This window comes from Sphingomonas sp. ATCC 31555 (assembly GCF_000282895.1).
Taxonomy (GTDB): Bacteria; Pseudomonadota; Alphaproteobacteria; order Sphingomonadales; family Sphingomonadaceae; genus Sphingomonas.
Window position 1 is genome coordinate 101,379 of the sequence record NZ_ALBQ01000042.1, and the last position, 20,017, is coordinate 121,395.

19 protein-coding genes, 1 tRNA gene and 1 pseudogene are annotated in these 20,017 nt (G+C 65.0%); 12 read left to right on the plus strand and 9 right to left on the minus strand.

The window, feature by feature from the left end; all coding sequences use genetic code 11:
* Positions 1-216 precede the first annotated feature (216 nt).
* The 6 genes and pseudogenes from B215_RS0115870 to B215_RS22155 form a co-directional block, all read left to right on the plus strand.
* A complete protein-coding gene (locus B215_RS0115870) occupies positions 217-951 on the plus strand; it encodes a hypothetical protein (protein ID WP_019370633.1) in 735 nt (244 codons plus the stop codon).
* The gene (locus B215_RS0115875; RefSeq protein WP_019370634.1) at positions 948-1,280 is read left to right on the plus strand and encodes a hypothetical protein; all 333 of its coding nucleotides are present in this window, start codon (positions 948-950) and stop codon (positions 1,278-1,280) included. The genes B215_RS0115870 and B215_RS0115875 overlap by 4 nt, the downstream gene beginning before the upstream one ends.
* Positions 1,277-2,983 (plus strand): hypothetical protein, encoded by a 1,707-nt coding sequence (locus B215_RS0115880; RefSeq protein WP_019370635.1) that lies wholly within the window; start codon positions 1,277-1,279, stop codon positions 2,981-2,983. Before B215_RS0115875 ends, B215_RS0115880 begins: the two co-directional genes overlap by 4 nt.
* 245 nt (positions 2,984-3,228) lie before the next feature.
* Entirely contained in the window at positions 3,229-3,417 is a 189-nt protein-coding gene (locus tag B215_RS21430) for a hypothetical protein (protein ID WP_019370636.1), read from the plus strand.
* Between the two features lie 2 nt (positions 3,418-3,419).
* Positions 3,420-3,773 carry a recombinase family protein gene (locus tag B215_RS0115890; RefSeq protein ID WP_019370637.1) on the plus strand — a complete coding sequence of 118 codons (354 nt, stop codon included), beginning with the start codon at positions 3,420-3,422 and terminating at the stop codon, positions 3,771-3,773.
* Between the two features lie 100 nt (positions 3,774-3,873).
* Positions 3,874-4,917, plus strand: a pseudogene (locus B215_RS22155) (recombinase family protein); the annotation flags it as partial.
* A 174-nt stretch (positions 4,918-5,091) separates the two neighbouring features.
* On the opposite strand, the gene B215_RS21885 reads toward B215_RS22155, so the two are convergent.
* Both B215_RS21885 and B215_RS0115910 read right to left on the minus strand, forming a co-directional pair.
* Entirely contained in the window at positions 5,092-5,517 is a 426-nt protein-coding gene (locus tag B215_RS21885) for a hypothetical protein (RefSeq protein ID WP_236704457.1), read from the minus strand.
* A tRNA-Arg gene (locus B215_RS0115910) sits at positions 5,482-5,558 on the minus strand. The genes B215_RS21885 and B215_RS0115910 overlap by 36 nt, the downstream gene beginning before the upstream one ends.
* Positions 5,559-5,620: 62 nt before the next feature.
* On the opposite strand from B215_RS0115910, the gene B215_RS0115915 reads away from it, so the two are divergent.
* Both B215_RS0115915 and B215_RS0115920 read left to right on the plus strand, forming a co-directional pair.
* Positions 5,621-6,364 (plus strand): queuosine precursor transporter, encoded by a 744-nt coding sequence (locus B215_RS0115915; RefSeq protein ID WP_019370638.1) that lies wholly within the window; start codon positions 5,621-5,623, stop codon positions 6,362-6,364.
* Positions 6,365-6,471: 107 nt separating this feature from the next.
* The gene (locus B215_RS0115920; RefSeq protein ID WP_019370639.1) at positions 6,472-7,251 is read left to right on the plus strand and encodes a sulfite exporter TauE/SafE family protein; all 780 of its coding nucleotides are present in this window, start codon (positions 6,472-6,474) and stop codon (positions 7,249-7,251) included.
* Between the two features lie 53 nt (positions 7,252-7,304).
* On the opposite strand, the gene purQ is transcribed toward B215_RS0115920, so the two are convergent.
* The 3 genes from purQ to purC form a co-directional block, all read right to left on the minus strand.
* Positions 7,305-7,970: a phosphoribosylformylglycinamidine synthase subunit PurQ gene (purQ, locus tag B215_RS0115925; protein ID WP_019370640.1), complete on the minus strand. Its 666-nt coding sequence runs from the start codon at positions 7,968-7,970 to the stop codon at positions 7,305-7,307.
* Positions 7,967-8,197, minus strand: coding sequence for a phosphoribosylformylglycinamidine synthase subunit PurS (gene purS, locus B215_RS0115930; RefSeq protein ID WP_019370641.1), 231 nt, complete (start codon positions 8,195-8,197; stop codon positions 7,967-7,969). Before purS ends, purQ begins: the two co-directional genes overlap by 4 nt.
* A gap of 180 nt (positions 8,198-8,377) precedes the next feature.
* A complete protein-coding gene (purC, locus tag B215_RS0115935) occupies positions 8,378-9,157 on the minus strand; it encodes a phosphoribosylaminoimidazolesuccinocarboxamide synthase (RefSeq protein ID WP_019370642.1) in 780 nt (259 codons plus the stop codon).
* A 535-nt stretch (positions 9,158-9,692) separates the two neighbouring features.
* On the opposite strand from purC, the gene B215_RS0115940 reads away from it, so the two are divergent.
* Both B215_RS0115940 and B215_RS20285 read left to right on the plus strand, forming a co-directional pair.
* Positions 9,693-10,484 carry a hypothetical protein gene (locus B215_RS0115940; RefSeq protein ID WP_236704456.1) on the plus strand — a complete coding sequence of 264 codons (792 nt, stop codon included), beginning with the start codon at positions 9,693-9,695 and terminating at the stop codon, positions 10,482-10,484.
* Between the two features lie 13 nt (positions 10,485-10,497).
* The gene (locus B215_RS20285; RefSeq protein ID WP_019370644.1) at positions 10,498-12,486 is read left to right on the plus strand and encodes an HAD-IIIC family phosphatase; all 1,989 of its coding nucleotides are present in this window, start codon (positions 10,498-10,500) and stop codon (positions 12,484-12,486) included.
* Positions 12,487-12,537: 51 nt separating this feature from the next.
* Here B215_RS20285 and B215_RS0115950 read toward each other — a convergent pair whose 3' ends face one another.
* Positions 12,538-13,380, minus strand: coding sequence for a DUF4349 domain-containing protein (locus tag B215_RS0115950; protein ID WP_019370645.1), 843 nt, complete (start codon positions 13,378-13,380; stop codon positions 12,538-12,540).
* Between the two features lie 271 nt (positions 13,381-13,651).
* On the opposite strand from B215_RS0115950, the gene parC reads away from it, so the two are divergent.
* Positions 13,652-15,892 carry a DNA topoisomerase IV subunit A gene (gene parC, locus B215_RS0115955; RefSeq protein ID WP_019370646.1) on the plus strand — a complete coding sequence of 747 codons (2,241 nt, stop codon included), beginning with the start codon at positions 13,652-13,654 and terminating at the stop codon, positions 15,890-15,892.
* Positions 15,893-15,992: 100 nt separating this feature from the next.
* Positions 15,993-17,672, plus strand: coding sequence for a putative bifunctional diguanylate cyclase/phosphodiesterase (locus B215_RS0115960; protein ID WP_019370647.1), 1,680 nt, complete (start codon positions 15,993-15,995; stop codon positions 17,670-17,672).
* Here the strand turns inward: B215_RS0115960 and B215_RS0115965 are convergent.
* Genes B215_RS0115965 through B215_RS0115975 form a run of 3 tightly spaced genes read right to left on the minus strand, consistent with a single transcriptional unit; the run spans position 17,612 to position 20,006 of the window.
* Positions 17,612-18,859 (minus strand): CCA tRNA nucleotidyltransferase, encoded by a 1,248-nt coding sequence (locus B215_RS0115965; RefSeq protein ID WP_019370648.1) that lies wholly within the window; start codon positions 18,857-18,859, stop codon positions 17,612-17,614. The genes B215_RS0115960 and B215_RS0115965 overlap by 61 nt on opposite strands.
* On the minus strand, positions 18,847-19,443 hold the full coding sequence (locus B215_RS0115970) for a CoA pyrophosphatase (protein ID WP_019370649.1): 597 nt from the start codon (positions 19,441-19,443) through the stop codon (positions 18,847-18,849). Before B215_RS0115970 ends, B215_RS0115965 begins: the two co-directional genes overlap by 13 nt.
* Entirely contained in the window at positions 19,440-20,006 is a 567-nt protein-coding gene (locus B215_RS0115975) for a DUF1285 domain-containing protein (protein ID WP_026009334.1), read from the minus strand. Before B215_RS0115975 ends, B215_RS0115970 begins: the two co-directional genes overlap by 4 nt.
* Positions 20,007-20,017: the final 11 nt, after the last annotated feature.

A 20,017-nucleotide genomic window follows, 5' to 3' on the forward strand; every position in this document is an offset into this window, starting at 1 on the left:
CTTCGTAGGTGCCCTTTCTGATTGGTATTGCGGGGGGCGCTCCATCCGACCTGTGCGGGATGCCCCGTCGCACGTCGGTGCCGGTGCGAATCCACGGCGGCCAGCCCATCAGGTGCCAACGCACCGATCACTCGCAAAAGTGGAGCGCCCCCCGCAATCGGCGCGACCTGGGGTTCGTATCGTCAGCCCGTCCGATCACGGACGAGGAGACAACCCATGGAATATGATGCCAACGAAATCCGCCGCCGCCGCGAATATGAGGCGGCCATGGCCGTGAAGCGCAAGGCTGAAGAGCGACTGGCCGAGATCAACCGCAAGGCTCGCAACGCCAAGACGCGCCTTCTATCCACCACCCGGTCGGAGCAGTGGCATCGCATGTCGCTCGCCTGGTTGGAACGCGACGCGGGGTACACAGGCGAGATGGCGTCGGCGCGCGTGTGGCTGCGCCACCAGCCGCTCGACGACTATATCGTGCTGGTCGCGCCGTTCGCGGCCGGGCAGCCTGGCGTCACGAGCATCGCGGCCGAGGTCGCGGCAGTCCGCGCCAACCTGGACGATTGGACGAAGCGCGGCGAGGCGCTGCTGCTCGATCGTGCCAGCCGCGCCTATGCGGAAGAGGTCGCGGGCTTCCGCGTCTGGCAGCGCGACCACGCGGACAGCCATGCGTGGCGGCGCAAGCCGATGACGCGATCGCAGGGATTTCTGATCGGGCGGATGGCGGCGGCGCGAGATCTGGAGCCGCCTGCCCGAATGAATCGTGGCGAGGCGCACGACTGGATCGAACGGCACGGTGGCAATCCCCGACTGGCGGCCTCCCCGGTCGATCCCGATAAGCCGCCTCGGCCGCCCCTAACCGCCGCTGAGGTCGCAGACGCCTCGAGCAACGAGGTGGTGAGCGCATCCAACCGACCCTCGATTGACGACGCGGGCAGTGTGGGAGGCGAGGCGTGACCGATATATTGGGCGAGAGCCGTTCGGTCGTCATCGGCGGGCGCCCTGAACTTTTCCACGGCTACGACGCGCTTGCGCGTCGTGCCGACGAACTGATCGGTCGGATGCAGCGGATCGAGACCATACTAGGCGCGGACCCGCCCGGACTTGACGAGGAATGGCACGATCTGGCGACCGCCGCCGAAGCGCTGGTCGCCGTCAGCATCGCCCAGGAAGCCTGGCTGGCCGACCACGACGCCGCGCTCAACCGCGAAATCGCACGCGTGCGCGATGACATACGATCCCTCAACACTCCGGGAGGTAACGCTGGCGCGGGAGACATACCATGACCATCATCGACGACGTCACTGCGGCGGTCGCGCAGGCTGGCTTCGACGACGGCATCGATCCATCGGCAGGTTACCGGTGCGGCTGGGATTACTGGATCGCCGGACAGCCCGCGACGGACGGCTGCGGCATCGCCCGGACGACCCATCGCTTGCCTATCGATCTCGAGAAGCTGCCGCATGGCGCGGTTGCGATTGTTGACGGCAACATGACCATTTCTCAGTTGGTCGCGTCTCTTTGGCGCCAGTGCTTGATCAGGCCCGACGATAGGGAAGAGCTGAAGCCGAACCCTTTCGCCGTGAGCAGCGCGTCAAAAAATTACGCGAGACTGCAGCATCTCGTCACGCTGATTGGTCACTCGCCGCATGACCTTGCTCTGTATCTCGCTGATCTGCGACTGCGCAACGGTACGCTGTTCCATCGCGTGCTTGCCAAGGACTTCAAGGGCGCTCTCGCGCTGTCTCCAACGATCGCAGAGGATCCGTGGCCGGATCTTGTGCGCGAGCAGTGGGTGAAGCCGGAGACGGACTATCTCCCGCCCTTCCTGGTTGCCGTCCTCTATGCTGAACTGGCGCGGCTAGCCGTCAATCAGGCCGGGCTGCTCGCAATGGCATTCGATGAGGGCGCCGAGCTTTCCACACGGCGTTTCCTGCCCCGCGTCCCATTGGCGAGTACCGCTCATCAGCCTTTCGCAATCAAGCGTGCCATCGAGATGCTGCCCTACCAGTCGATAGCCCTGAGCGCGCCGGGTACCGTCCTGCAACGCGGCGACGCCGAAGCAGCAGCGGCCTGGGCTAAGGTATGTGCCGCGAGCCTGACAGCGGCGGCCGAGGAACTGGACGGCATCGATGTGGCGCCCGCCACGCCGAAGCAGGCCAAGGCGCTCGCCCGGGATTTCGAGTCCAGCCCCGCATTCTGGCTCGAACAGCGCAATGGCCATGGCTGGTCACGCCAGAACCGCCCGGCCGCAACGCGATGGGGGTTGGACTGGCGTCAGCACGCCTCCGTCGGGTTGCTGGAAATCATGATGACGGCCCAGGACTGGAACGAGCGGTACAGGCCGGAAGGACCCAGGCTAGCCTCCATGTCGCTGCGGCGGGTGTCCTGGGCGATCGCGACGATTAACTATGCATGGGTGGCGGAGAGCAACCCGGCGGCCGCACTTTGGCTGTTGATGCAGACACAAGGCAAGAAGGAAGATGCGTTGCCGCTCGTGTTCGGCCCCTTTGGTATGGACCACGCCCTCGAGGCGAAGTCAGGGGACACGCTGCGCAAGAAAGCGATGGCGATGATCGCCGACCGACCCAGACCGGGCGAGCTCGGCTATACGGCGCGCTATCAAGCCCATTTATGGTTGAATGATCGCGGCGACGACATCGCGTATTACCGCCATTATCAATGGGACGCGATCGTGGGCTATATTCGGGCAAAGAAGGGCATCTTGCCCGAGGTTCTGCAGGATACGAGCCGCGTGCCCGAAGAGGTGGTCGCCGTTCTGGGTCGCACGCACGGTGTGTCGCCCAACTACGGCGGGCTCGGGCATAATCAGCTGCCATTCGCCCCCATGACCGACGACATCGCCGCTGCTCGCGGCGCGCAGAACGTCGGCATGATGATCTCGCCTCTATCGACCGATCCGATGCGTGAAATGCCATCGCGAAAACTTGGGCAGCAAAAGAAGGAGGGCAAGACCAAGAAGCGGTGACGTCGTCGGTGCCCCCCTACTCAGCGATGACCTAGACGGCAATACGCACGGGTCCGATCGGCCCGACCCGGCTAATCATAACTGCGCCCTGACAATCGGCAACGTCTAGCGACAGAGATTCAAGATGCTGGAACCCTGTGCGCCCTTGCTGGCCCAATGCGGTAATTCGCTAACAAAAGCTCGTCCGGTGAGAATCGCGAGCGCCCCCCGCAACTGTCTCGCGCGGATCCTGCGATGCCCGGCCCATGAGCCGGCGCGCATCACGTTCGAAGACACAGGCGACATCCGCGTCGCCCGTCCGCGATACGCGCGGTGACGATCCGGGGCTTGTCAGCGCGGCCTGGGACGATTCATGGTCGACCCTCGAACAGGAGGTCGCACTCATCGACCGGCTGTTCGGCGGCGAGATCGCGGCGCTGTTCGAAAAGGACTGAACATGGGAAACGGTAATCTGTCCGGTAAGCGTGTCTTCATCTACGCGCGCGTGTCTCCATCGCGGCAGAATGGCGGGAGCCTGTCGCTGCGCGACCAGGTCGCAGCCGCCGAAGCATGGGTCGAGAACAGCGGAGCTCAGGTGGTCCGTGTATTCTCCGAAAAGGCGAGCGGCACGGTGGATCGTTGCGACGGTATCCATGAGATGATAGCGTCCGCAGAGTCCGACGATCACCCGGTCGATGCCATCCTCGTCGAAACGCCCTCGCGGCTGTGCCGCGATGCACAGGAATTCCGGCGTTATCGCAATCGGCTAGGTCAAAAGAACGTCGAGATCGTCTCCCTCACGCACGATTAACGCAGCGTCGGATCTTCTCATCAATCGAGGCATGTTCGCGGTGAGGGCGAGCACGGCTCGATTATGGGTGGGGGATAATGGCGCCATAAGAGGCCTCATGATGGAAAGTGCCAATTTCGCTGGGAAGCGCGTCTTCGTCTACGCGCGGGTATCGACCACGCGGCAGGAGAAGAACGACCTATCGTTGCCGGATCAGATTGCCACTGCCGAGCGCTGGGTGGAGGATCATGGCGCTCAAACCGTCCGGGTCTTCTCGGAGGCGGGCAGTGCCACCGATGATCATCGTCGTGCCTTTCGCGAAATGATCGCGCTCGCCCAGTCGGATGAGCGCCCGGTCGACATCATTCTCGCGCATTCGCTGTCGCGGCTGTTCCGCAATGCGCTCGATTTCATGCAGTATCGCGAGCGGCTCCGCCGCAGGAAAATCCGCATCATCTCGGTGACGCAAAACTTCGGCGATGATCCGGCGTCCGACCTCGCCGTGTCGATGCTAGCGATCTTCGACGAATATCAATCTGCCGAAAACGGCAAGCACGTCCGTCGCACCATGATCGCCAATGCCGTGAACGGGTTTTGGAATGGCCAGACGCCGCCCATCGGCTTCCGCACCTACAGCGTGCCACAGGCGCGCGGCAAGGACCGCAAGAAGCTGGAGCACGATCCCGAGACCGTCGACATGGTCCGCTACATCTTCAAATCCTATCGCGAAGGCACACCCAACGGCCCGATCGGCATTACGGGCCTTGCCCATCACCTGAACGAGCGCGGCTACCGCATCCGGGGCAAACGGTTCAGCATCGGCACGCTGCACAACATTCTGACCAACACCGCCTATGTCGGCTACGTCATCTTCAACCGGCGGGACTCGCGCACCGGTGAGACGCGGCCGGAAAGCGAGTGGGTGCCGATCCCGGTCCCTCCGATCATCGACGAAGACACGTTCTACGCGGTTCGCCAGCAGATGGCCGATCGTGACCCACGGATGGGCGAGGCTGCCGCGAAGACCAACACAAACCTGCTGACCAGCCGCGCGGTCTGCGGTTGCGGCGGGGACGGCTGTGGTGCGGGGATGATGACCAGCACCGGCAAGTCCGGTCAGTATCGCTATTACGCCTGTTCGGCGCGGATCAAGCGCGGGCCGGAAGCGTGCTCGGGACGCCGCGTTTCGATGGAGCAGCTGGACGATCTGGTTGTCGGCGCAGTAACCCGCCATCTCGTCCAGCCGGAACGCCTGACCGCGCTTCTCCAGACATGGCTGGACCGTTCGGAAACCGCCGTCGCCGAGCGCGCCGCTGAACTGAAGCGGCTGCGAGGCCGGCTAACCCAGCTTGAGGGCGAGAGCGCCCGCGTGATCAAGCTGGTCCGGCTCGAGGTACTCAGCCCGGACGATCCGCAGGTCGCCACCGAACTCGGCAACATCCGCGCGCAGAAGGCCAGCACCCAGGCGGACATCGCTGTCCTCGAACGGCAGATTGATGCTGGCGATCGGCGAATCACGCCTGCGATCATCGCCAAATTCGGCGATCTGCTCCGCCGCAAGCTCCACGAGCCAGACGGCAGGACGCGCAAGGAATACATCCACCTGCTCGTCGACCGCGTCGAGGTCGGCGACCGCGAGGTGCGGATCACGGGCCGCAACGCGATGTTGGAACGCGCCATCATAGCATCCCAGACGCCGGAAGCCGCAGTGCCCAAAGCTGAACAGAAATGGCGCGCCCGGCTGGATTCGAACCAGCGGCCCCAAGCTTAGAAGGCTCGTGCTCTATCCAACTGAGCTACGGGCGCGCGCGGAAGTGCCTTTAGGCGCAGATTGCGTAGCAGGCAAACGCCTCGCATAGTGCGGTGCAATGAACCATCCGCAGCGCCCCGCCCATGTCACCGCCCGCAGCCTTTCCGGCGGGCATTTCCGCTATTTCGACTTCGTGATGGCCGCTTTCGTCGCGATCCTGCTGCTGTCGAATGTGATCGGCGCAGGCAAGGTGGCGCAGATCTGGTTGCCGGGCGTCGGCTATTGGCCGTTCGGAGCGGGCATTCTGTTCTTCCCCATCTCCTATGTGATCGGCGACGTGCTGACCGAGGTCTATGGCTATGCCCGCGCGCGGCGCGTCATCTGGGCGGGCACGGCAGCGGTGCTGTTCATGGCGTTCATGTCGTGGGTGGTCGTCCAACTGCCGCCGGCACCCGATTGGAAGAACCAGGCCGCCTACGAGGTGATCTTCGGCCAGGTGCCGCGGATCGTGCTTGCCTCGGTCTGCGCCTTCTGGGCTGGCGAGTTCGTCAACGCCTTCGTGCTTGCCCGGATGAAGCTCTGGACGGGTGGCCGGATGCTCTGGTCACGGACGATCGGCTCCACTGTGGCGGGGCAGGCGGTGGACAGCCTGATCTTCTACCCGCTCGCCTTCTGGGGCGCCGAAGGCTGGACCAATGCGCTCGTGCTCCAGGTGTTGTTCACCCAGTGGGTGCTCAAGGTCGGTTGGGAAGTGCTGCTGACGCCGGCGACCTATCTGGTCGTGAACTTCCTCAAGCGCGCCGAAGGCGTCGACGTGTTCGACGAGGGCACCGACTTCACGCCGTTCGCCACAGGCGTGTGACATCGGCCAACCGGCGCTGGCGGCCGCCGTGCCGCGTTGAAACCAAATCTATCTGGCGTTCGCGGGGAATCCCCGCATGTTCGGGGGAATAGGTTCCAGGGATTCCCGTGCTCGCGATCAATCCGCTTTATTCTATCGCCGGGGTGCTTGTCGGGCTGCTCGTCGGCATGACCGGCGTCGGCGGCGGCTCGCTGATGACGCCGCTTCTCGTGCTCGCCTTCGGTTTTCATCCGGCAACTGCGGTCGGCACCGACCTGCTCTACGCCTCCGCCACCAAGACGGTGGGGGCGGGGGTGCACGGCCTGCACGGCACGATCGACTGGAAGGTGGTCCGGCGGCTGGCCTATGGCAGCGTGCCGGCGACCGCGCTGACGCTGCTGCTGCTGTCGAGCGCGCAGGAGCATGCGAAGAACAGCGGCGGGCTGATCACCGTGACGCTGGGGTGCGCGCTGCTCGCCACTTCGGTCGCCACCTTCTTTCGCGCGCGGCTTGTCAGCTTCATGGCGCCGAGGTTCGAGCGCCTGGGCGAGGCGCGGATCGGCGCCGTCACCGTGGCGCTGGGGGCCGTGCTCGGGTTGCTGGTGTCGCTCACCTCGGTGGGCGCGGGGGCGCTGGGGATGACGGCGTTGCTGATGCTCTATCCGCACCAGCCGGTGAACAAGCTGGTCGGATCGGACATCGCCCATGCCGTGCCGCTGACGCTTCTCGCCGGAATCGGCCACTGGATGCTGGGTTCGGTGAATGGCGCGCTGCTGGTGTCGCTGCTCGTCGGTTCGGTCCCCGGCATCATCCTAGGCAGCCTGCTGGCGACGCGCACGTCGGACAAGGTGCTGGTGCCGATCCTGGCCGCAACGCTGGCGCTGGTCGGACTGAAGATGCTGTTCTGAGAAAAGCAGCCGCGGTCCCCCGCCGCGGCGCTCTGGTAGAAGGAAAGCCGCGGTCACGCGACCGCGGCGAGCAGCCCTTCGAACAGCCTGCGGCCGTCGCTGCCACCATGCGCGGCTTCGATCCTGCGCTCCGGGTGCGGCATCATGCCGAGCACGTTGCCAGCGGCGTTCATCACGCCCGCGATATTGCGCGCCGAGCCGTTGATGTTCTCACCATAGCGGAACGCCACGCGCCCTTCGCCCTCCAGGCGATCGAGCGTATCGGCGTCGGCAAAGTAATTGCCGTCATGGTGTGCGACGGGAATCGAGAGTTCCTCGCCCGCCTGATAGGCGCTGGTGAAGATCGACTGGGCGTTCTCCACCTTGAGCGGCACGTCGCGGCAGACGAAATCGAGGCCGGCGTTGCGCATCAGCGCGCCCGGCAGCAGCCCGGTTTCGGTGAGGACCTGGAAGCCGTTGCAGATGCCGATCACTGGCGTGCCCGCATTCGCGGCCTCCACCACTGCCTTGACCACCGGCGAGCGCGCCGCGATGGCGCCACAGCGGAGATAATCGCCATAAGAGAAGCCGCCGGGCAGGGCGATCAGTCCCAAGCCTTCCGGCAGTTCGCTATCGCCATGCCACACCATGTGCGGCTTGGTGCCGGTCACGCTCTCCAGCGCGACCGCGATGTCGCGATCGCAGTTGGAGCCGGGGAAGACGATGACCGCGGTCTTCACAGCTTTTCGACCCGGTAGTTCTCGATCACCGTGTTGGCGAGGAGCTTGCGGCACATCTCGTCGATGGCGGCGTCGCCGGTCGAATCGGCAACCTCCAGTTCGAAGATCTTGCCGGCGCGGACATCCTCGACGCCCTCGAAACCGAGGCCGCCGAGCGCGTTCTGAATGGCCTTGCCCTGCGGATCGAGCACGCCGTTCTTCAAGGTGACGATGATGCGGAGTTTCATGGGCGCGCCTATGGCGCGGCGGGGGCAAAGTCGCAATCGGAAATCGCGGGGATCGGGTTCATGATCCTCCCGGAAGCGGGGAGGGGGACCGCCACGGGCAAGTCCCTTGTGGCGATCCCCCTCCACACGCGCTTGCGGCGCGGTGCCCTCCTCCCCCATGCCGGGAAGGATCCAAGGCGTTTACTTGCCCCGCTTCTTGCGGTGCGTCTCCAGGTCCAGCACGTCGGACGCGTCGCCTTCCGGGAACAGGCCGAGGCGGCGAGCCACTTCCTGATAGGCCTCCACTTCGCCACCCAGATCCCGGCGGAAGCGATCCTTGTCGAGCTTCTCGCCGGTGGCGATATCCCAGAGGCGGCAGCCGTCGGGGCTGATCTCGTCGGCCAGGATGATCCGGCCATACTCATTTTCCCAGATGCGGCCGAATTCGAGCTTGAAGTCCACGAGGCGGATGCCGATCCCGGCGAACAGGCCCGAGAGGAAGTCGTTCACGCGGATGGCCATGTCGGCCATGTCGTGCAGCTCTTCCTGGCTCGCCCAGCCGAACGCCAGGATATGCTCGTCGGTGACCATCGGGTCGCCGAGCGCATCGTCCTTGTAGTAATATTCGACGATGGTGCGCGGCAGCGGCGTGCCTTCCTCGATGCCCAGCTTCTTGGCGAGCGAGCCCGCCACGACGTTGCGGACGACGACTTCGATCGGCACGATCTCGACCTGACGGATCAGCTGCTCGCGCATGTTGAGCCGACGGATGAAATGGGTGGGAATGCCGATGCCGGCGAGCAGCGTGAATACATGCTCGCTGATGCGGTTGTTGAGCACGCCCTTGCCGTTGATCGTGCCCTTTTTCTGGGCATTGAAGGCCGTCGCATCGTCCTTGAAATACTGGATCAGCGTGCCGGGCTCCGGACCCTCGTAGAGAATCTTAGCCTTGCCTTCGTAGATTTGCCGGCGGCGTGCCATGTCGGCCTAGTCCCTTGGAAATGCGTTGCCCCGGCGGCACGGGATTTCTCCACGCGACATCCGGGGCTCTGGAAGGTCTGGCCCTATACCGGAAGGGGGGCGGGCACGCAATCCGGGGCGGGGGGCGTTCAGGCCAAGCTCGGGCGGCTACCCGGGCCGGCACCGCGGACCATGGTTGCAAGGGCATCCAACGTGCTCCGGGCTGAATATGCGTAATCAACAAAGGCCGCACCGGAGCATTAACCAGAAATTTCCGGCATCGATCCTGTCTTCCATCGAATATCCTAAAATGGAAACGACCGGACTGAATTGGATTTGACAGATGGTGACGTTTCGCAAGGCGGCGTGGGTCGGCCTGGACCACATGCCAGAAGTAGATGTGTCTTCCTATGTACAGCAGGTCGCAGCGGGGGTCAGACGCGACGGTCAGCTGCGCCGGCTGCGTCACTCCCTCTATGCGAATTACGCCCATAATTATATTTGGGGCCTGCGCACCAAATCGAACGACCCGGCTCGCCTTAGCCGGCTCGGACGCGTGGAACGACTGTTGCGCCAGCCGTTCGCCCGCATCGGTCGCACGCCGCGCGCGGCAGAGTTTCGCGAGCTCGACTTCCATTTTGCCGATAAGATGCTCGATACCGGTCTGGTGGATCGGCTGGCGTCCTCGCTGTTCGCGCCACAGCGTTTCACCGATCCCTATCTCGACGGCTTCGAGCATATCGGCGCGCCGGAAACGGCCCGGCACCCATTCTTGATGATGCAGACCGAGCGTCTATTCGCGGATCCCGCCTTTCTCGAGATCTGCGCGAACCCCGATCTGATCGCATTCTGTCGCGAAGCGCTGGGGCCGAAGGCGGCGTTGAGCTGGGCCTGGGCCTGGATATCGCAGCCGACGAACGCGGCGTACCAGAACCAGAACTGGCATCGCGACTGCGCGGAGCCGCTCAATTGCCTCCGCATATTCGTGCCGCTCACCACCATCGAAGGGCGCGAGGACGGTCCCCTGGAACTGATCCCGAAGACGTCGGCTCTCCGCGCCTTTCACGAGGTGCGACGGTTCGGTGATGGCGAACTCGAGGCGCTGAAGCAGGCCAATGGCGCCGGCGTCGTCCTGGCGGAGAAGGGCGACGTCTATTTCGTCAATACCTTCGCGCTGCATCGGGGCACGCCCCCGCTTCGGCGTCGCGCGATGCTCTCGCTCCTGGTGTCGATCGGCCCGTCGCATCGGACGTCGGCGATCCCAAGGCGCAAGCTGAGCGAGCTGCCTGAACAGGTCCAGGCAACGGTTCGCAAGAACCGCAGCTTCTTCCGCCGGCTCGTCCTGTAATCGACGGCACGCGATGGTAAAGCTCGTCATCTGGGACCTCGACGACACGCTGTGGCGGGGAACCCTGGCAGAAGGCGAAACGGTCACGCCGTTCGCATCGCGCTTCGATCTGGTGCGGCGGTTGAACGACCACGGCGTCGTTTCGGCGATCTGTTCCAAGAACGACCCGCAAGCCGCCGAGTCGCAGTTGCGCGCCTTCGGCTTGTGGGACGCATTCGTATTTCCTCGTATCGCGTTCGTGCCCAAGGGACCGGCGGTCGCGGCGATCATCGACGACATGCAACTGCGCCCTTGCGACGTGCTGTTCGTCGACGACAATCGTGCCAATCTGCAGGAAGTCGGGCATCTTCTGCCGGACGTCCAACTGCTCGATATCACCGCCGCCGATGCGGACGCGACGCTGGAAGCGATCCTCACGCAGCAGAAGCCCTCGCGTAACCGCGTCGCCGAGTATCGCATCCTGGAAGCGAAGAAGCGGGACCAGGCCGCGGGCGACCTGTCGAACGAGGCGTTTCTGCACAGCTGCGGGATCGAGGCTTGTGCTCCGTTCCTGATGGACAATCTCGATTTTCTCGACCGCATCGTGGAGCTGATCAACCGCTCCAACCAGCTCAACTATACGCAGTCACGCGTCGATCGCGCCGTGCTGGAGGCAGCGGTCATCGATGTAGCCCGGCACGACAGCTGGTCGATCTTCGCGTGGGATCGCTACGGCGACTATGGGCTGGTCGGGTTCGTGATGGTTGATCGCGCCAGCCAGCGCTTCGAGCATTTCACCTTTTCCTGTCGCGCGATGCATATGGGACTGGAAGCCTATGCGCTGCGCAAGGTGCGGGAGAAACACCCCTCGATCGATATCTCCCACTGGTCCGATCGCTTCTCGGTGCGCGATCCTGCCTGGGTAACGGATCGTTCCTTCCACGACCCGGACATTCGCGTACGTCGCTTGGCGTCGCTTCGTGGCCAAGCGGTGCGCGAGCCCCGGGCCCGGATCATGTTCGACTGCCAATCCGGGGGTATCGCCCATTTCAGTCGTCATCGAGACGTGCTTGAATTCGACAACAATCCCAGGCTGTTCGGCATGCGCTACGTGCTCGACGGCGAACATGGGCGCCAGCGCTATCCGCAGGCAATCGTGTTTGGTCCCGGCATCGATTACAGCAATCCGCGCTGGCCGTCGCGCGCGCTGCCCCAGCTCGAAAACGGCATCTACCGTGCGTGTGTCGAGCGGTTCTGCAGCTTCTTCGCTGCGCGGGGCACGCGTGCGCTGATCTTCCTGTGCCCGGAGAACATGCCAGAGGACAAATATCGTCCGCACATGGCCCATAGCCGTCAACGGACGATCGCGCTGAACGCGGAATGGCGGCGTGCGGCCGAGTCCTGCAGCTGGATGCACCTGATCGACATCGGCGCGTTCGCGGAAGCGGACATGCTGTCGGACGTGAGCCATTATCATCCGACGCTGCTGCAGCGCATCGCCGCGCACCTGGACGATTGGCTCGACCGGCTTGCGAACGAAAGTGACGCGCCCGCGCTGGACACTCTCGACGATGCCGCGTTCGTGACCGCTGGCCAGGCGGCGCTTGGCGGCAATCAGTTGGTGGTGCTGCCCGACCTGCTCGGCGGGCTGGCGGCACGCCCTGCGCTCGCATCGTCCGAACTGGGGCAGACCCTGCTGATCCAGGCGCTGGTGGCGATCGTCGGCATCTGCGGCAGCGGCGAAATCTCGATCGCGGCTCGTGCCATCGGCGCCGGCGGCCGCGATCTTGCCGAACTCGGCGCATCGTTGCTCGAGCAGGCCGTTTCGCCCGAGGGGAACCTTGCGGTTGAGGCACTGGCGGACGGCACGCTCTTTGCGCTGGCGCTTCTGCTGGGTGCTGCCGGGAAGCAAGATCGTGCGCTCGCGCTCATGACAGCCGCGGAAATGGAGCGCGAAGCGCCGACCTTCCGGCGCGGATCTCTGGCCGTTCGCGGGCAAATCGCACAGCATGCAGGACCGTGATGCCCGCGATCTAGGCGTTTGCATCCGCTGCCGCCCGCTGGTGCGTCCGGCTCAGTTCGCGGGCGTGCGGCGGCGGAGCAGCGCCACGACCGTTGCGCCGGCGGCGAATACCGCCGCCCAGGGCAGCAGATAGATCGCCAGCGACAGCAGCGCCTGCATTCCCCAAACGAACGTAACCGCCGAGCCTTGCGCCGCCATGCCCAGCGCCGCGCCGACACTGGCACCCGATGCTGGTGCCGCGAGCGGTTGATAGCGAATGTCAACTTCCGCCATCGAAATCCGACCGCGCAGTTCGCCGAGCCAGGCGCGGGCCTTATCCAGTTCCTCCTGGGCTGCCGCGACGCTGCGTTCGGCATCGACCAGTTCGCTGACCGATCCTTTGCGCGTGCGCAGCATCTCCGTCAGCCGGGCAACCAGCACCTCGCGCTGGCGGATGCGGGCGGCGGTATCGCTCAGGTCCTTCGACACGTCTTCGCCGCTGACGTTGGTGGCTGGCGCCGTGCCACCCGCGGCCGCCACCTGTCGAGCGGCCTCGCCGGTAAAGTAAGTCGCGTCGGCGGTGGCCACGCGAAGCTTCAGCTGCGCTTCGCCGGCACCGTTGTTCTCGTCGCCGCGGGTAAGTGCAACCAGCTGGCACCGCGCGGGCCCGAGCCCCTGGCAAAGGGCGTGATGCGATTCCTGCGTGGCGGCCAGGCGCGCTTCGGGCAGCTGGAAGCGCAGCGAATAGCGGTAGGCCAGTTGCGGGACAGCGATGCTGATCGCCTCAGCGCCGAGCGCTTCCGGCGCATGTTCGGCAACCGTCTCAGCTCCGCCTTGTCGGCCCGACGTGGCATCCTCCTTGGCAGAACAGGCCGCGAGCAGTGCCGCGGAACTCATGGCCAGAACCTTGCGCATCCTCATCCCTCCCTTGGTGATGCGCAAAATCCATCATCAAACTAGGATATCGTCAAGACACATTCTTGCCACATGTGGGGCAAAAATTGGGCATTCCGCGCATTGTTTTCCGTAAGAAACTGTAACTGCAGGGAAGGTTAGTTCAGCACCGGGGTTGTTCGCCAAAGCCTGCGTCGATCTCGCCGCACCCGCTGTCGCCGAAACAATTAGCACGGATCATAAGGGGAACGCCCTTGGCGTTTCCCCTTCCGGCCTGCTATCCGGGATAGCGATGAGCCTCGACACCGACGTTTCCGAACCTTCCGGCGCCTCCGATGTGCCCTTCGACAGCGCGCTTTCCGAGCGCTACCTGGTCTATGCGCTGTCGACGATCACCGCGCGCTCGCTTCCCGATGTCCGCGACGGGCTGAAGCCGGTCCACCGCCGGCTGCTCTGGGCGATGCGGCTGCTGCGGCTTGATCCGGCGAGCGGCTATAAGAAGTGCGCGCGTGTCGTGGGCGATGTGATCGGTAAGTATCACCCGCATGGCGACGCGTCGGTCTATGACGCGATGGTGCGCTTGGCCCAGACGTTTGCGCTCCGCTATCCGCTGGTCGACGGGCAGGGCAATTTCGGCAATATCGACGGCGATAATGCCGCCGCCTACCGGTACACCGAGGCGCGGCTGACCCAGGTCGCGATAGACTTGATGGACGGGCTCGACGAGAATGCCGTCGATTTCCGCCCGACCTATAACGGCGAGGACGAGGAGCCGGAGCTGTTCCCCGGCCTGTTCCCGAACCTGCTCGCCAATGGCGCGGCCGGCATCGCAGTGGGCATGGCGACCAGCATCCCGCCGCACAACGCCGCCGAGCTGATGCAGGCCGCCGTCGCGCTGATCGACAATCCGCAGGCCAACGTCCTCGACTATGTGAAGGGCCCGGACTTCCCGACCGGGGGTCTCGCGGTCGACAGCCCCGCCGCGATCGCCGAGGCCTATGCCACCGGCCGGGGCAGCTTTCGCGTGCGGGCGAAGATCGAGAAGGTGACCGAGAAGGGCGGCGGCTGGCACCTGATCGTCAGCGAGATCCCCTATGGCGTGCAGAAGGGTAAGTTGATCGAGGGCATCGCCGCGCTGGTCAACGACAAGAAGCTGCCGATCCTCGGCGACGTGCGCGACGAATCGGCGGAGGACATCCGCATCGTCCTCGAACCGCGCAGCCGCACCGTAGACGCCGACACGCTGATGGACAGCCTCTATCGCTTGTCTGACCTCGAAGTGCGGGTGCCGCTCAACCTCAACGTGCTCGACAAGAACCGTACGCCGCGGGTGATGAGCCTGGCCGAGGCGCTCGCCGGCTGGCTCGAGCACCAGTTCGTGGTGCTCCAGCGCAAGTCGCAGCACCGGCTGGAGAAGATCGCCGACCGGCTCGAGCTGCTGCGCGGCTATATCACCGCCTATCTCAACCTCGACCGGGTGATCGAGATCATCCGCACCGAGGACGAGCCCAAGCCGATCATGATGGCGGAGTTCAGCCTCACCGATCGCCAGGCCGAGGCGATCCTCAACATGCGGCTGCGCAGCTTGCGCAAGCTGGAGGAGATGGAGCTCCGCCGCGAGCAGGAGAAGCTGGAGAAGGAACAGGCCGAGCTGGAGACGTTGCTCGGCTCGGAAGCCCGCCAGCGCACCTGGATGAAGCGCGCGCTCGGCAAGATGATCGCGCGCTACGGCCTGGATACCCCGCTCGGCGCCCGCCGCACCGCGATCGTCGAGATGGCGCCTGCCCGCGAGATCCCGCTGGAGGCGATGATCGAGCGCGAGCCGATCACCGTCATCCTCTCGCAGCGCGGATGGATCCGCGCGATGAAGGGTCATGTCGAGGATCTCGGCGGGGAGGCGCTGAAGTTCAAGGAAGGCGACGGGCCGTTCCTGGCCTTCCACGCCCAGACCACCGACAAGCTGCTGCTCGCCGCGGATAATGGCCGTTTCTACACGCTGGGGGCGGACAAGCTGCCCGGCGGCCGCGGCTTTGGCGAGCCAGTGCGGTTGTTGATCGATCTGGAGGCGGAACGGCAGATCGTCACGTTGCTGCCGGCGAGCACCGCGCCGAAACTATTGGTGGCTGCCAGCGACGGTCGCGGCTTCGTGGTCAGCGCGCAGGAAGTCATCGCCGAAACGCGCAAGGGCAAGCAGGTGGTCACGCCGCGGTCCGGTGCGCACCTGAAACTGGTGCGCCCGATCGGGCCGGACGACGATTTCGTCGCGGTGATCGGCGACAATCGCAAAATGCTGGTCTTTCCGCTGCCGGAAGTGGCGGAGATGACGCGCGGCCAGGGTGTGCAACTCCAGCGCTATCGCGACGGCGGACTTTCGGACGTGATCACCTTCCGCTTCGCGGATGGCTTGCGCTGGCGAATGGGGGGCGAGCAGGGGCGCTATCGATCGGAAGCGGATCTTACGCCATGGCGCGCGGCTCGCGGCGCTGCGGGGCGGATGCCACCCACCGGATTTCCTCGCGACAATCGATTCTAATTCGTTCGAATCACAATTGATCCGCAAGGGTTTCAGAGCGCCTTAACTGTTTCCACGTAGACAGCGGGCGATGGCGTTCCGAAGAGTCAGGGCTCTAAACATGCGCACCGTGGAGCCCGCTCCGCGGATCAAGGAACGTAATCCCGCGCAGCTGTCGGACGCGGGTGCGCTGATCGAGCTGCTCCCGGTGCCTGCCGCGGTGCTCGAATGGACGGAAGACGGCGTTGTCCTGATCGCGGCCAACGGTCCGTTTCGCCTCGCCGGCCTCGGCACGACTGCGGCCGAATCGCCGGTAATCCGGCTGCTGGGAGGCAGGATTGGCAGCTTCCTGGAATCGGAGGCGACGCAGGAGGAAATCGCCTGGCGCTTCGGTGACGAGGTGGACAGCCGCCATTTCCGCGTTCTGTTGGCGCGGCGCGAGAAGACGGTGCGACAATGCCTGATCACGCTCGTTGACCACACGTCCGAGCTACGCACCGAACAGAGCCTCCGCCGCGAAATGGCGACGGACAGCCTGACAGGTCTGCCGAACCGGGCCGGTTTCTCGGACGATCTGGAAGAACGTATTTGTCCCAGCGAAGCGGCCGGCCACGCGGTGCTGGTAATCAATCTCGATCGTTTCAGCCGCGTCAATGCCTGCATGGGCGCGCTGGCCGGCGACGAACTGCTCATCTCCGTCGCCCGCCGGCTGAAAGGCGCGCTGCGCGGCCACGATACGCTCGCTCGGATCGGGGGTGACGAGTTCGGGGTTTTGATGTCTCTCGATCAGGGGGCGGGCGACGCGGCCCATGTCGCGAAGCGCATCCATGCCGCCTTCACCAATCCGTTTCGCCTCTCCAGCTTCGAAATCCGCATCGATTGCTCGATCGGGATCGCACTCGGTTCGGATATCGATGGCGATGCCGAAGATCTGATCCGCAACGCCCAGTTCGCCGTGCGGCGCGCCAAGAAGAGCGGCCGAACCGAAATCTATCACACGCGCGCGCTCGATCTGGCGCGCGAACAGTTCGCGATCGAGACCGAGCTTCGCCGCGCCATTGAAAATGGCTGCATGACGCTGAACTTCCAGCCGATCTGTGACCTTGCGAGTGGCAAGATCACCTCGTTCGAAGCGCTGGCGCGCTGGACGACGGAGGAGGGCGTGGCGATTTCGCCCAATGCCTTCATCCCCGTGGCGGAGGAATCGGGGCTGATCGTGCCGCTCGGCCGCTGGGCGATGGACGAGGCCGCGCGGACGCTGGCCGAATGGGATGCGCGCGCGGGCGGCAATTGTGGCGTCAAAGTCGCAGTGAACCTTTCGGCCATTCAGCTGCAGCGCGACCATATCGGCGCGTTGGTGAAGGCGGCGATCGATCGGCATGGCGTGCCGGGATCGCGCTTCACCCTGGAACTGACCGAAAGCGCGATCGTCACCGATCCGGATCGCATCGCGCGAACGATGGGCGCGCTCAAGGAACTGGGCACGACGCTCGCGATGGACGATTTCGGCACCGGCTATTCCAACCTTGCCTATCTGCAAAAGCTGCCGATCGACGTTCTGAAGATCGATCGCAGCTTCGTCACCGGCATGCTGGCCGATCGCGACAAGATCGCCATCATTCGCGCGATCCTCAGCCTGGCGCTCGCGCTGGGCATGCAGACGACGGCGGAGGGCATCGAGAGCATCGAGCTGGCGCAGACGCTGGCCGCGCTAGGATGCACCTTTGGCCAGGGCTATCACTATGCCCGGCCGCTGCCCGGCGACGAAGCCTTTGCCTTGATCGGTGCGCGCAACGCCTGATCGACGACGCTGTCGGCGAGCGCGGCGACCCGGTCGGCGGGCGGGAAGCCTTCGGCGATCCAGCGATCCTCGACCGCGCGCAGCGCCCGTGCGACGTCCGGCCCCTTGGCGAGGCCGCGTTCCACCAGCGCACCGCCGGTGAGAGGCAGGCGAGGAATGTCCCACTCCCGAAGCTGGCTCCACGCATGCGGCAGCACTGCCGGGTCGGAGAGCGCGAGCAGCACGCGGTCTTCGGCTGTCTCGCGGCCCAGGCGATAGGCGAGCCCGCGCGGGTCTTCGACACCGGCAGTATCGGTCGCGAGCACAAGCCGCTTGCGCTGCGCGTTGGACAGCTTGAGCCGGGCACCGATCGCCTCCGCCGTTCCGCTGTCGGCAGGCAGCAGCGCAGCCAGCCGGCGGATCGGATCGGGGGCCGCGCCTACCATTGCCTCCCGTGCAGCGAGTGCTGCCAGGGACGTTTCGGAGGTAATTTCAGGTAGCACCGGGAGGAGGATGCCGCGATCCAGCATGATCCGTACGACGCGCACAGCGTCGCGTGCGATCAACAGCTTCAGCAATTCGTCGCGGATACGCTCGCGGCTGAGCGCCATCAGGTCGCGCGCACGCGCGGTGCATGCGTCCAGCCCTTCGGCATCGGGCGTGTCGCCGAAGCGCGCGAGGAAGCGGAAGAAGCGCAGGATGCGGAGATGGTCTTCCGCGATGCGCCGGATCGGATCGCCGATGAAGCGCACGCGCCGTGCCGCCAGATCCTCCAGCCCTCCGAAATAATCGAACAGGCGGCCCGTGGCGGGATCAGCGTAGAGCGCGTTGATCGTAAAATCGCGGCGGGCGGCGTCTTCGCGCCAATCTTCGGTGAAGGCGACGGTTGCCCGGCGCCCATCGGTGGAGACGTCCCGCCGCAGCGTCGTCACTTCGACCGGGCCGCTGTCGAGCACCGCCGTGATCGTTCCATGGTCGATTCCGGTCGGCACGGCGCGAATGCCCGCTGTGCTCAAGCGATCCAGAACCGCTTGCGGCGTAAGCATGGTGGCGACATCGAGATCGGCGACGGGGGTGCCGATCAATGCGTCTCGCACGGCGCCGCCCACGAACCTGCTGAGCCCCTCTTCGGCGCCCAGCACGGTGGTAAGCGAATCAAGGCCCGGGCGATTGCGCCAGTCGACATCGGGAAGAATCAGATCGGCCATTGCATCCGTCGGGAAAGGTTGATGATCATTGCAGCAGTGGCACCCCATATCCGCCGCTGCTGCCACTGGATTTCATAATAGTGCCGCTGCTGGCCCTGATAGACTGCGTGCTTTTCCGCATGGTTGGCCGCGTCCAGCAAAAAACCGAGCGGAACTTCGAACACATCGGCCACTTCGGCTTCGGAAGCAACGAGGACGAGATCGGCAGGGACAACCCCGATCACCGGCGTCACGTCGAAGCCGGTTACCGTGCGATATCGATCGGCGGTGCCCACCACCTCCACGTGCCGGCGGGGCAGGGCGATTTCCTCCTCGGCTTCGCGAAGCGCGGCTTCGATCGCGTCGCGATCGCCCGCATCGATCCGGCCGCCGGGAAAGGCGATCTGCCCGGCATGCCGGCGCAATTGCGCATTGCGCTGGGTAAGGATGACGCCCGGCTCGGCGCTGTCGGTGACCGCGACCAGCACTGCGGCCGCGCTGGGCGCCTGGGCTGGATCGACAAAGGCGAGGTCGCCCGGCAGCAGCGGGACCGCAGGCTGGGGGGCCTGCGCCAGGGCAGTGCGCAGCCGCGCCGCCAGTTTCACGCTGCGGGCTCCAGGCCGAAGAACGCGCCGTCGCTCCAGACTCCCGGAGGCGAGGAGCCGTTGTCGAGCGCGAGCTGCGCCAGCTCATAGTAAAGTGCGCGGGAGATCAGCGCATCCAGCCCCTTGCGGACCTGCACATAAGGGTGTGGCCCGTCTTCATGGGTTTCCATTCGTAGCGGATGGTTCGGGCCTGCCACCACGACATCGTCCGTATTGAGCCGGAAGGCGAGGCGGCCGTCGCTGCCGGTGCCGTCGATCTTCAGCTCGACGGCGACGAACGGCGCATCCTCTACGGCGATGTCCAGCTTTTCGACCGGCGTGACGAGAACGAAGCGACCGTCCGGCTCCCGCCGCAAAATCGTCGAGAACAGGCGAACCATCGCCGGGCGTTGGATCGGCCCGCCCTGATGATACCAGGTGCCGTCGCGGGCGATACGCATCTCGCTGTCGCCGCAATGGGCTGGATTCCAGCTCTCGACCGGGGGCAGGCGGTTTTCCGCGGCGGCCCTTGCGATTTCGGCGAGGGACAGATCGGAGAAACCGGGGGGCGGGGGGCTAGGCATGGCGTTCCCTT